The 12,179-nt window shown below is 41.2% G+C and carries 12 protein-coding genes; all 12 read right to left on the reverse strand.

The window, feature by feature from the left end; genetic code table 11:
• Positions 1–2: 2 nt before the first annotated feature.
• Positions 3–2,384, reverse strand: coding sequence for a VirB4-like conjugal transfer ATPase, CD1110 family (locus tag H9Q76_RS11415; protein WP_119242196.1), 2,382 nt, complete (start codon positions 2,382–2,384; stop codon positions 3–5).
• Between the two features lie 92 nt (positions 2,385–2,476).
• Positions 2,477–2,989, reverse strand: a complete 513-nt coding sequence (locus H9Q76_RS11420) for a PrgI family protein (RefSeq protein WP_118374824.1) — start codon at positions 2,987–2,989, stop codon at positions 2,477–2,479.
• A 12-nt stretch (positions 2,990–3,001) separates the two neighbouring features.
• Positions 3,002–3,412, reverse strand: coding sequence for a DUF4313 domain-containing protein (locus tag H9Q76_RS11425; RefSeq protein ID WP_249321109.1), 411 nt, complete (start codon positions 3,410–3,412; stop codon positions 3,002–3,004).
• Between the two features lie 12 nt (positions 3,413–3,424).
• Entirely contained in the window at positions 3,425–4,267 is an 843-nt protein-coding gene (locus H9Q76_RS11430) for a hypothetical protein (RefSeq protein ID WP_004611540.1), read from the reverse strand.
• A 53-nt stretch (positions 4,268–4,320) separates the two neighbouring features.
• A complete protein-coding gene (locus H9Q76_RS11435) occupies positions 4,321–4,722 on the reverse strand; it encodes a hypothetical protein (protein ID WP_044986705.1) in 402 nt (133 codons plus the stop codon).
• Positions 4,723–5,023: 301 nt separating this feature from the next.
• Positions 5,024–5,362 (reverse strand): hypothetical protein, encoded by a 339-nt coding sequence (locus tag H9Q76_RS11440; protein WP_117684373.1) that lies wholly within the window; start codon positions 5,360–5,362, stop codon positions 5,024–5,026.
• 101 nt (positions 5,363–5,463) lie between these two features.
• Positions 5,464–7,659: a VirD4-like conjugal transfer protein, CD1115 family gene (locus tag H9Q76_RS11445; protein ID WP_117922573.1), complete on the reverse strand. Its 2,196-nt coding sequence runs from the start codon at positions 7,657–7,659 to the stop codon at positions 5,464–5,466.
• A gap of 6 nt (positions 7,660–7,665) precedes the next feature.
• On the reverse strand, positions 7,666–8,784 hold the full coding sequence (locus H9Q76_RS11450; protein WP_117915269.1) for a PcfB family protein: 1,119 nt from the start codon (positions 8,782–8,784) through the stop codon (positions 7,666–7,668).
• Positions 8,784–9,188: a hypothetical protein gene (locus H9Q76_RS11455; protein ID WP_006858865.1), complete on the reverse strand. Its 405-nt coding sequence runs from the start codon at positions 9,186–9,188 to the stop codon at positions 8,784–8,786. Before H9Q76_RS11455 ends, H9Q76_RS11450 begins: the two co-directional genes overlap by 1 nt.
• Before the next feature lie 9 nt (positions 9,189–9,197).
• On the reverse strand, positions 9,198–10,382 hold the full coding sequence (locus tag H9Q76_RS11460) for a hypothetical protein (protein WP_249321111.1): 1,185 nt from the start codon (positions 10,380–10,382) through the stop codon (positions 9,198–9,200).
• Between the two features lie 29 nt (positions 10,383–10,411).
• Positions 10,412–11,836: a relaxase/mobilization nuclease domain-containing protein gene (locus tag H9Q76_RS11465; RefSeq protein WP_334298713.1), complete on the reverse strand. Its 1,425-nt coding sequence runs from the start codon at positions 11,834–11,836 to the stop codon at positions 10,412–10,414.
• Between the two features lie 10 nt (positions 11,837–11,846).
• Positions 11,847–12,179 carry a plasmid mobilization protein gene (locus tag H9Q76_RS11470; RefSeq protein WP_155881277.1) on the reverse strand — a complete coding sequence of 111 codons (333 nt, stop codon included), beginning with the start codon at positions 12,177–12,179 and terminating at the stop codon, positions 11,847–11,849.

The following is a 12,179-nucleotide window of genomic DNA, read 5'->3' on the forward strand; positions in this document are numbered from 1 at the left end:
CATTATTCGACATTTTTCTGCATTTCACGTTTCTTCTGTTCCGCAATCTTCTCATGAATGTTGGTATTATACAGCCTGTACAAATCTGTATCCTTACTAATCTGATTATCAAATGGAATCACCACAGAACCACACTTGATAAGTCCCATTCCCGATGCAGTATTGGTTACGAATCTTAGCTGTGCCTCTGATACCCCGATAACTTCCGCCATCTTGGAACTGTCCGTATTTGCCTGCTTCAAAAGTGCCACAAACTCAGAGTTTGCAAGCATTGTGGTTGCTGTGTAATTCTGCAACAGATCGACGACATTCTGCGTGATACCTGTACAAAGACCTCCCTGCTTTCTTACTTTCTTCCAGAGCTGCTGCAGATATTTTGCAGAATACTCAGAATTAAGTAAGACGTGGAACTCATCAATATAGAGCCATGTTGCCTTGCCTCTCTTGCCATTCTCAACAATCCTGTTCTGAATAGACTCCATCATGACAAGCATTGTGATAGGACTAAGCTCTGTACCTAAGTCCCTGATGCCATATACTGTGAATCTGTTATCCACATCCACATTTGTCTGGTGATTGAAGATGTTAAGTGAACCATTTACGAAAAGCTCTAGTGACAATGCAATGTCCTTTGCCTCGTCCTCCGGCTGCGCCATAAGGATATCGTAAAAGTCACTCATTACAGGGATATACTTCTCTTTGCTCCTTGCAATGTCGATATACAGTTTTCTCACACAGCGGTCGATGATTGACTTCTGTCTTGAATTTAAACTGTCCCCGATACACTGCTCACAAAGTCCAAGCATAAACTCGCCCTTCTCTCTAACCATTCCCTTGGAATCATTCGGATCAAGGCTCCATACATCCATCTCCAGCGGATTCACATAGTTATCCGTGTAGGTAGACATATTTACCACTGTTCCACCATAAGTATCAGCTATATCAAAGTACTCGTTCATTGGATCTATGACGATTATCTCATCATCTCCCGACAAGAATACGCTGCCCATCTCCATCTTGCAGAAGAAGGATTTACCGGAACCCGGCACACCAAATACAAAGCCATTTCCGTTGATAAGCTTCTTTCTGTTACCGATATTCACATTCTTGCTGATCTGGTTGATACCATAATAGTTGCCTGTGCTGTCATTAAGCTCCTGCACATTGAATGGCATAAGTACCGCAAGTGACTGAGTAAGAAGGGTACGCATTGTCTCCACCTGTCTTACACCAATCGGAAGTGCTGTGTTGAGAGCTTCCCTCTGCTTTAAGTAGTGTGTATCAATCGTGCAGCTGTTACGCTTTCCGATGGTCTCCACAGTCTCACATACACTCTCAAGCTCCTTCTTGCTTTCTGCCATAAGAATAATGGTTACTCCCACGAAGAAAAGGCACTGGTCATTCTCACGGACGTCATCCATGATTTCCTCAATTTCTTTTTTCTCCGTTCTCTTGGCGTATGAAATTTCCGTAGAAAAATCGTTATTCTTATTACGAACTCTCTGCTGTTTGATAATATCCGACTCAATACCAAGGTATTTTTTCTGAAGCACCTTCGTTGTCAGATCCTTTGGAACAGGCACCACATCAATGCTCGTGATAGAATGAACCGGAAGGGAAGTAATCTCATTGATGAATCTGTCTGACAAACTGCTCGGATACTTTTTGATAAAAAGTGCCTTGCAGAATTTACTCTCATCCTCAAAATGGTCCGGGAAATATTTCACCATCCCATTGCACAGGTCATTTCTAAAATCTGCCCCGACCTTCTTTGCCTTTTTGATATCAAAATCAAAGCTGCCCTCATCTCCAAGATGATAATAGTCATAAAGCACTTTCAGCCTCTCATTTCCATTAAGAGGCACAATCTCCGCACCAAGCTCAATGAAAGCCTTGTGTATCGTTGCCTCAAGGGTTGCAAACTGTGCCTTCGCCTCCTCAAAGTTCTTTCTCTCAATCGTGATTGTCAGGTATCTCTCCTGCTCAATCCCCTGTCTGCCCTCAATAATCTTCTCTTCAATGATGTCATTGTAAATTCTTCTGTAATTATTGAAACCATCATTTTTCTCAGCAATCAGAACCTTGTCACGGAGTTCATCCATGTTTTTGTTCTTATTGTTGATCGTAATCTTATAATTACAGTCCAGCGAATTTAAGAACTTGCAGTATCTCTCGAAAATACCGATCTGCTCATCCTCGGTTGCTGTCGTGTAATTGATGTCCTGAAAGCGGTAGCATTTGGAATACTTATTTTTGCTTACTTCAAAAATGCCGTTTTCAGCCACCGCCATAATCTCTATGGTTTCCTGAATGGATTTAGGTGTCTTATACAAAGGCTCACTCGCCTTCTTTAATAACTTAAATCCGTCTGTAAATAAACCCATGTCTCTAACCTCGCTTTCTTATAATGAAAGCCCGCCGGGAACTTCACCCTGCGGGCTGTGTTCCCGACCTTGCGGTCAGATACTATTTATTTCTAATGCATTGCCTTATATGCTGCAATACCAGCTGCTGCCGCCACAATGACTGCGACAAGTCCAAGCAGCATGTTTCTTGTCTTTTTCTTCATTTCTTCAAACTCCTCCTGCTTCTTTACAGCCGAATCAGCTGTTACAGTCTCCGGTTCAGCCTTTCTGCCTTTCTTCTTTACCTGTTCATTCTGCTCTACTTCTAACTGCTTTATTGCAGGCTCTCCTTCTGTTGATACATAGGTAAGTGCCTTGTTTCCAAACATAAAATGCAGTTTCTTTCCCATATACTCGTAGAAATTCATCCCGTTAAAGGAATAGAATCCGCCAAGTGCAATCGGTGCCACACAGGGAATTGCCACATAAGCAGAACCCGTAAGACCGATATACTTGTAAAGAAGAAGGACGATACCGCCACCGACTACTACGCTTGCAATGGAAAATATAAGCTGCCTTGCAGTAAGTCCCATCGCAACCGATTCCTGATAGCGGTCAATATCCTTGTTTACTTCGATTACCATTGTCCCTGCCTCCTATCTTGATAAATCCTTTGTCTCCGGCTTTCTTGTCATTCCAATATTCGCCTCATACTTATCCATTCCATCCGGACACAGTTCTCTAAGCTTATCTACATTGAACAGATAAAGCGGATATTCGCAGAAACCACTCCTTTGCGTGAATCCTGTAAACTCTCCAAGGTCGTTATCTGTAATAAACTTTTCAATATCCGGCATGTCATTCACATTCAGATATCCGCTGTAATTTGGTGCTGCAACCGACAAATTCACAGTCACATCCCCAAAAGGCTCCTCATATCCATCTTCATTACACATAAGACCGATAAACATTGCCCTGTTATTCATATACTGCTGGATATCAAATGTCACCTGCGTTTCTCCGGTTATGCTTGAATTATAAGTAACCTGTTTCTTTTCATTATCCATTTCTGCCTCCTTCTATAATCCAAATGCCTTGCTTGTAAGTGTCTGTGCACCCTTCACACTTCCAACAGTCATTGCTATCGTAAATGTCATTTCACACAAATAAATAAGCGTCTGTGCCCAGTCAGCGTAACTTCCTGTAAATGCTGGAAGTCCTGCATTGATAAATGCATTACATACCACAATTGCAAGTGCCATCGTTACTGCCTCGAATACACACGAAAGAAAATATTTGCAGTAGGTAGCCATTGTATGACTGACCATTCTGTTTCCTGCCATTGTGGAGCATGCAATCGCACCAAGCGGCACAATAATCAGTATCTTTAAGAACCTGAAATACACTGTGTAGATGATAAAGAATCCACAGATAATAATGATGATTGCAAGCAAAGCTGTAAGTATCAGCATTACCAGACTTTCACCAAATCCGAGTCCTTTAATGATATCTGCCTGTGTACTGTCAATGGCAAGCTGCGTTGTTGTCCCGGCAGATATAAGTCCTACCAGATTTCCTATGGAAGTAAAAAATGCCTTCATAATCGTGACATTATTTGCAACAAACCATTCTGCAAGTCCCAATCGGATAAGCATACGAAATATAGACTCAAACCTCATCTCATCTTTTACATCTATGCTTTCCGAGCAGAAACCGATAACAAAGAACAGCACAACGAGGGATGAGCCGACCGCTACAAAGACCGGCTCAATACCCTCAATAACTGCCCAAGGACCTCCGCCCTTGAAACTGACCGGTGACTGTCCAAGCATTGCAAAGACCAGGGATATCTGATTGTTCCAAAATCCAAACACCGCCTCAAGAAGTGCAAGGATCTTGTCTCCAAGCTTAAAAATATCCATACTTGTTATTCACCTCTTTCCTTTTACTAAAAGGGGAACTCTTTTTCCCCATCTTAGAAGCCTAAGAATGTCAGAACTGTTGAAATACCAGCCATCATGACACCTGCTACAATTCCTTTCAGAGCGGAGTTCATGGTAGATGAATCCTGCTGCTGATAGGCTTGTGCGAACTCCATAACATTCTTTGCAAGAATGATGACACCGACCGCACCAATGACTGCAATGATAAGTGTCTTTAAATTCTCAAGCGGCTGTGTTACTGCGGAAGTACCTGTACCTGCTGCAAAACAAGTAGTGCTCATAAGCATTACTCCCATAAGTGCTCCGGATACTGCCGGAACCATTCTTTTCTTAAAATGAAGTAATCTTCTCTTCATGCCTTTTCCCTCCAAACCCTTGTTTTCTGCACTATTGCAGACTGAATTGTTAGTTACTGTAATCTGTTCTTTTCTCATGATAAAAATCTCCTTTTTCTTGATGTGTGACAGATATGGAAAAAGCCAGAAAGGAATGTACACATTCCAATCCGGCTGATTTCCGAATGGAATATATACATTCCTCTCTGTCTTTGTTTTTTTACTATATGATTATCAGGCAATGCCTGTTGTAAAGATTAATCGGGCTTTCCCCGATGCGTTGTGCTTCAACCACCTCCTTTTATGGCATGAAAAAAGCACTCTAACCTATTATTGGCTAAAGTGCTTTGTAAAACAGTTATTAAATTATTTATCAGTCAGACAAACTTGAAGTTTCCATTTATTTCTTTTTGCGGTATTTGGGTTCAATACCTACTACATACGCTACCATAGCCGCAATACTAATAAGCATTGCACCCAATATAGGTATAATAATCAAACCCGAATTCTGCCCATCTAATAAAGGCAATCCAATTAACGTAAACAAAACACCATACACGCACCACAATATGCCCAAAGCACGATTATAGCCTTTCACATCTTCTATGGGCGCTACCTCAGCATTTGCCCAAAAACCGAAAGGTTTTGCTTTCTTGGAATTAAAATCATAAATGCCCATTACAATAAATAATACGCCGATTATTACCCAAATAACAAATGCTATTAATCTTCCTTCCATAATATGTATCCTTTCTTTGTAGTTCTGTAAATTCCGATTTGTAAGTTTCTTTAATCTCACATAGACACAGTATACCACAACTTCTGTGCCTATGCGATAACTTACTGCTTCTTTCGATAAGAACTCATCTTCTCCACCGTTACCTCTGGATAGAAATAAGTCAGTATCGTTGCTCTAGGAATTCCTGCCGCAAGTGCCATCTTTAGCTCCTCTTTCTGCTCAGGTGTATATGACCAATGAAGCATTCGGTTTGTAATAGTATCTTCCCACTTAGGCTTTTCCCTTTCAGGATTCCTTACAGGCTTACCACCAGCGTTTCCACTAGAACCACTGGCAGTTGCTGTACTATCTGCTTTCTGCGATTCATCGACATACTCAAGCTCATTTGCCTGTTCCCTGTCTATCTTTGCTTTCTGCTCTGCTTCATCCTGCATGGAGAATCTTCTGCTTAATTCCGCATCGCCAAGCATCATAAACTGCTCATAGGTTAGAGAATCTATATACACATTCTCGCCCTTATCCTTCAGTTTTTCATAATACTTAACTGCCTTGTCTGAAAGAATCTCAAATGGCGGACCGATAAGATTATTTGCTCCTCTTATCTCGTGAACATAAGGCTCTCCCTTGCCATCTGCTGTCTGGTTAAACATCGGATGATTAAATGGAATAAACTTGTTGTCCATGATAGGATCAAATCCACGGATAAAAATAATACATTTCTTATTATCCAGCTTTCTTACCTCATCGGGTGTAAACAGTTCCCTGCCTAAAACATCATAATTTCTTGACGAGCTTCCCTGCCTCCCCTTTGTCTCTCCGCTTGATTTTTTATCAATCGTGCCTTTTCCAAGCAGTTCCGAGACATACTTGTGCGTACTCTGCTCATTGCCTCCAAGATAGATGAAAGTATCGCAGTTGCCTGGAATGGTTTCCCAAGTATCCTTGAAAAGTGCCTTTAACTGGGCAAAGTTCTGTATGATGATAATACTGGAAATTTCCCTGCTTCGCATTGTAGAAAGCAGCGAACAAAAATCATCTGGCAATGCAACATTCGCAAATTCATCTAACATAAATGTCACATGAATCGGGAGTCTGCCACCGCAGTTAAAATCCGCCTGATAGTACAATTCCTGGAATATCTGAGTATAGAGCATTCCGATAATAAAATTATAGGACTTGTCACTATCGGGGATTACACAAAAGAGTGCTGTCTTCGTCTCTCCATCACCATTGACTCCAATACCTATATCAGATAGATTCAGCTCATCCTTAGAAAGAAGTCGTAAAACCTGCTTATTCTCAAGAAATGCAAGTCTTGAGTTTGCACTGATAATAATGGAACGTACTGTATCTCCTGCACCTCTCATACACTTGTTGTACTGTTTTACTGCCGGATGATTAGCTCCAAGTGGAGAACTCTCCTCTAAGAACTTCATTCGCACATCCAGTTTCGATGCCTTTCCCTGCTCTGTCACTTCTGCTTCTCCAAGAAGCTTCAGTACTGTCTCAAAGTTTCTCTTTGCCGGCTGTACTTCAAGCCATACATAATAAAAGATTGACTGTAAAAATAATCCTTCTGCTTTCTCCCAGAATGGATCACTTGGAGTGGAACCCTTTGGTGTGGTATTACTGATAAGATTGGTAATCAGCTTTACCACGTCCGTTTCCTCCCTGATATAGGAAAACGGATTGTAACAGTCTGACTTATCCATCTCAAGCAGATTGATGACCTTCACATTGTATCCGTTATTCTTTAACATCTGCCCGCAGCTTCTAAGAATCTCACCTTTTGGATCAGTACAGATAAAGGAACAGTTATGTGGCATCTGCATCAGATTCGGCTTTACCTCATAAAATGTCTTACCGGCACCGGAACCACCGCAGATAAGAATATTTCCATTGAGCTTCAGCCTTCTGAAATCAAGTGACATCTTCACATTCTGGCTTAGTATTCGATTGAAATTCTCGTCCTTATCCGCCAGTATCTTATTAACCTGCTTTGGATTTTCAAATCTCGCTGTACCAAACTCCTTGCCGGGCATATAGTTTCTCTGGCTGGTGTAATACATAACAATAGCCATCGCATAGATTCCTAATGCAATGGCTACCGCTTTTATAGTATTCGTATTGTAATAGTTTGCAAAGGGAGCAGCACATACTTCATTGAATCTGTTCATAAATTCATTAAATGCCACTCCCTCCGACCACGCACCATTTATCAGATAACCAAGGTACCCGGCTAACACTGCACCCACAAGGATGAATATCAGTGACGGCTTTTTCTTTGTTGTCTGCATAGGCTGCTACCTCGCTTTCTTGGTAGTGACTGTTTTCTGCTGCGTGGTCTTTTTCTGCTGTTTCTGGACTTTCTCATAACGCTCCCTGACAGATGCCTCCACCTTATCATAATGCGTATAAAGCTCTGTTCCCTTCTGTGTTGTTACAACACGATTCTGGCTGTCATACAGCTTATAATCCTTATTGGAATCGAGAAACGTGAGCATAGTCTTTCCATTATGGATGTCCATAATGTTTTCTTTACGAAGCCATACATATCTTGCTTCGTCTCCCCATGTTCCGGGGATTCTTGTCTTAACTGCATGGTCATTCTCCTCAATAATGAGTTTCTTACTGATTGTAACATCCGAAAGATTGGCATTCTTTGATGCGGCTACTGCCCTCATTCTCTCTGCAAGGTCCTGATATCCTCTGACACGGTTGATAAATGCATCCTTATCCATCATGACTGCATGCGTACCATCTTCCTTCTTACTGCCAAGCACACCGATTGTCTCAAGCTGTTTGATAACACTTTCAGCCTGCTCACCATTGATACTGAAATTCTCCTTGACCTGATCCACACTGATAGCTTTCTTTTCCATTGCAAACATTCCGACCTTTTCGATCAGTCCGTCAATGGCGGTATTAACCCTATCCCCTTCTATCGTGTGGCTTTTCTCGTTTCCCTGCTGTTTCTTCAAAAAATCCATCAGCTTGCCAAGGGATTTTTCATCTCCATTCTTCAGATAATCGTCAAATGTGGCAATCTTACCAAACTTGAGCTTCTGTATCATCATATTCACACGGGGAACTGCCTCTGTATGAAAGATTACCTCACTCAGTCCATCTTTCCTGTTACAGTCTGGAAGTACCGAATACAGGATTCCATACTTCTTTGCCATCTTTTCAACCTTTTTCATATCTTCGGTATTAAACTGCAACACCTGTAAATCGCCACCTTTTAAGATCAGCTTTCTCATGGATGTCTTGCCAAGTGACTTTTCATAATCAAGCATCCCTTTTAAGAAATCTATTGCCTTCTGCATGGCAGCAATGCTGCCGCTTCCTACCTTCATGGCAATCTCAATGCCATCATAAGCTACACGGATGATCTGCACCGCTTCCTGAATCTCTTCTGCCATTATCGCACCTCCACTTTCTCTCTGACTGTTGTTTTAAGCGTTTCTGTCTCTGTAGTACGGATTTCCTCGGCTGATACATCAATACCATAAGCAGTCAAAATATCTGCCAGATGATTGATTGCTTTCTCCTCCTCGATACGATACATTTCAAGTGCCACAAGCAGGTTTTCCACCTGTTCCACCCATGCAGGCTTCATATCATATTTAGACCTGTATGTGACCATAATCTCGTCCGACTCAGCCTTATCCGCTGAATGTGCCAAAGCTTCAATAAGAGAAATCGTGTCTTCCTTGCTGCCACTTCTGAATGCGAACTGGACAACAAAGTTTTTCTCTTCCTCTGTAAACTGATGCTCCACACCATTCATTTCTGTTACTGCTTCATTTACTACTGCTAAATTCATAAGTTCCTCCTAATCTGCCATGCTGTTTTCAAGCACAGCAATCTCAATGATCTCCTTCATCTTTTCCGCTGAAATGTTGTTGTTTATAAGCTCTACAAGCTGTGACTCAGTAAGTCCCTTTTCTATTGCACTCTTAATCTGCACAAGCTGCGCCGGAACAAGGTCTCCCGATGCAACCAGCTTTACAATATCTGCCCTTGACTTTTTCTTAAATGACAGTCTTGCAAAAAGGCTCGCCACTCCGCTGTTGCTGCTCTTTCTCACACTTCTCTCAATCGGAAGTCTCTGCACCACATTTCCAGTACCATCAACTATCGGAATCTGATAATAGACCGGAATCCCGTTTGCCACAGCCTGCATATTCTGAGGAACTGCAACTGTATCAACCATCTTTTTATCTGCCTTTGATACGGACTGGCTTTCCTGCGGCTCTGCCTTACTTTCTGCTTCTTTTTTATTCTCTGTGGCAACACTTATGATCTTATCTTCCAATGACTCTATTCTGTCTCCCATACGCTTCATCTCCTTATCCTTTTTCTCAATATCATCCCTGAGTCTTGCAATTGTACTGCTTGCCTTATTCAGTTCATTCTGCTGACTGTTGATAAGAGCGTCCTTATCCTGGTTCTCCTTGACCAGACGCTCCCTAACTTCCTCATCATCTTTGGAAGTCTCTATTTCAGAAAGCTTCTTATTCAGGGCATCATACCTTTCATTCTGGTGATTGATCTTTTCAACCACTTCATCCATCTGAGAAATGAGTGCTTTCACATACTCAGACTCTTCCGGAATCTGTTTCTTGACTTTATTCAGCTGTTCCAGAACTTCCTCATATAATCGTCGCATGGTAATAGGTTTTTCCCCTTTGTCCATAACCTCCTTAATTGTCTGAACAGGTACACCCTTTTCATAAAATTCAAGGGACACCTGCATCTGATGAACCGAATACTTGGTATTCTTGATAATATCAATCACATCTTTTGGAACATCCTTGTGCAGACATTCCGATAAAATCTTCATCTGTTCAATGTCGTATGACTTATTGAGATAAAGGCTGATCTCCTCCTCTTTCAGTCCATATTCATAATCACTTTTTACAAGAGCAATCGTATCTTCACTAAAATGCTTATTTCGGAGAAGCTGCAATTTTTTCTCGATTGCTATCGCACTAAGCGGTTCTCTGTTTTCTTCCATATATGCCTCCTAACTACTAAAAAAACAGCCTAACGTTCTGGCTGCTCTTTCCTGTCTCGTATTGTCTCTTTGTTGTACTGTGCATCTTTTCCATCTGATACGCTATCTGGAATAAGACTCTTCCATATAGATTTACCAATATTCAACTCTTTGAATACTGCCCTTTCTTTTGCACATGCTTTGGAATACTCCTCTTTATAATGTTTACGCAGTGCTTCCACCTCTTCAAGGCTATATCCCTGTGATAAAAGCTTCTGTTTCAAAGTTTCCCATTGCAGATGCTCATCCGTAAAAAATTCATCTCCCTGGAGGAAAGACTTCTCAGCAGGTTCTAACTCTTTCATATCATCTGCTATATCAAAAAGTTCTCGACTTCTCTCCCTAGCCTTATAAATGCGGCTTTTCTCTGCTGAAACTTCTTTTCTTTTATCTGTCAATGAGCTGATTACACTGACAAGCCCCTCTGCTGAATGAATGTCATGATTTACAAGGAACAAATACTCCTCCTGCAGTTTATGCATCTTACGGATATCATCCTTATACTTCCATACCTGACTGTATGGCTTCTTTTTCAGCTTTCCTATCCGGTATAGCTTTGCATAGTATCTCTTTTGAAGCCCCGACATCTTTGCCCTTCGGTATCTTCTCACCTTACACTTACAAAGAACCGATTGTACTTCTTTCTGCTGTTCCCGGTAAAATGAAATATCCTCTTTTTCTATCCTTTCCCGGATTGCCTCATCAGAATACATGTCACCTAATGTCTTACATCTGCGAAATCTCGTCATTCCTTGTGGCTTTACCGCCAGATACTTTCCCTGCTTGACCTCATATCCTTTGTCAGATAACAGCTCCAGAAACTGCTCATAATTTCCTGCTTGCAGTATGCAGGAATCCAGGTCTCTCTTAATCATATCTGCCCATACAAAACTGCCTTCACGATATTCGCTCCAGTCCTTATAGCTTTCATGCTCTTTTTCCTTACTGCCATCATCAACATCAATGATTGAAAGACCATATTCCTGACACAGCTTATTCGTGATTGGCTGGATATACTTTGCCCAGTCTCCTTTTTCATAGCGGTACTTTTTCCCATCCACAAAACTCACACTGTTAAATACAATGTGTGAATGAACATGTGCTGTATTATCATGCACCACATATACTGCCTCATATGATTTTCCAAGATACTCTTCCACGAATCTGCGGGTTATCTCAAATGCCGTATCAGGATTCACTTCATCTTCCTTAAATGAGAGAATGATATGATATCCCTGCCTTTTATCAACTTTTCCAAACTTCCGTTTTGTAGCTTTCATCTGTTCAAAAGCAGAATCGACCTGACAGTTGATTGCACCAACGAGCCTTCCATCCTGTGTTTTCTCTGGATTCATCACATAATCAAGAGATTTCTTCAGATGTTTTCCGTGAAAATGCCCACCACAATCCTTCATATTAAGGATTTTACTGATTGCCAATCTTTACCACCGCCTCATCTACCTTCTGATTCAGTTTTCGCATATAAGCTATCAGCTGTGTCTTATCTTCCTTGGAATACAGCCCGGCATTATTGTTAAATACTATCTGATTGATATTTATTCCAATTCTGTTGACTTCATTAATTAGTTCCTTCAGAATCTTCCTTACTTCCGGATAATCATTTGGTTTCTGACTGATAAGAAGACGGATATACTCAGCCTCATTCATTCCATTATCACATGCCTTTTTTGCAAGAATCTTGGCTTCCTCTGGCATTAGTCTTAGTGTTTTCCTAATACAATGAACTTTATCTGCCAT

Origin of the sequence: Wujia chipingensis, from assembly GCF_014337155.1 — a bacterium.
GTDB classification, from domain to species: Bacteria; Bacillota; Clostridia; order Lachnospirales; family Lachnospiraceae; genus Coprococcus_C; species Coprococcus_C hominis.

What these genes read in the sequence shown, in the direction of transcription:
- H9Q76_RS11440 (WP_117684373.1), bottom strand. Translation starts at nt 5,362, where the DNA reads ATGGAAGGAAGATTAATAGCATTTGTTATTTGGGTAATAATCGGCGTA.
- H9Q76_RS11455 (WP_006858865.1), bottom strand. Translation starts at nt 9,188, where the DNA reads ATGAATTTAGCAGTAGTAAATGAAGCAGTAACAGAAATGAATGGTGTG.
- H9Q76_RS11450 (WP_117915269.1), bottom strand. Translation starts at nt 8,784, where the DNA reads ATGGCAGAAGAGATTCAGGAAGCGGTGCAGATCATCCGTGTAGCTTAT.
- H9Q76_RS11425 (WP_249321109.1), bottom strand. Translation starts at nt 3,412, where the DNA reads ATGGATAATGAAAAGAAACAGGTTACTTATAATTCAAGCATAACCGGA.
- H9Q76_RS11445 (WP_117922573.1), bottom strand. Translation starts at nt 7,659, where the DNA reads ATGCAGACAACAAAGAAAAAGCCGTCACTGATATTCATCCTTGTGGGT.
- H9Q76_RS11415 (WP_119242196.1), bottom strand. Translation starts at nt 2,384, where the DNA reads ATGGGTTTATTTACAGACGGATTTAAGTTATTAAAGAAGGCGAGTGAG.
- H9Q76_RS11465 (WP_334298713.1), bottom strand. Translation starts at nt 11,836, where the DNA reads ATGAAGGATTGTGGTGGGCATTTTCACGGAAAACATCTGAAGAAATCT.
- H9Q76_RS11435 (WP_044986705.1), bottom strand. Translation starts at nt 4,722, where the DNA reads ATGAGAAAAGAACAGATTACAGTAACTAACAATTCAGTCTGCAATAGT.
- H9Q76_RS11460 (WP_249321111.1), bottom strand. Translation starts at nt 10,382, where the DNA reads ATGGAAGAAAACAGAGAACCGCTTAGTGCGATAGCAATCGAGAAAAAA.
- H9Q76_RS11430 (WP_004611540.1), bottom strand. Translation starts at nt 4,267, where the DNA reads ATGGATATTTTTAAGCTTGGAGACAAGATCCTTGCACTTCTTGAGGCG.
- H9Q76_RS11470 (WP_155881277.1), bottom strand. Translation starts at nt 12,179, where the DNA reads ATGGCAGATAAAGTTCATTGTATTAGGAAAACACTAAGACTAATGCCA.
- H9Q76_RS11420 (WP_118374824.1), bottom strand. Translation starts at nt 2,989, where the DNA reads ATGGTAATCGAAGTAAACAAGGATATTGACCGCTATCAGGAATCGGTT.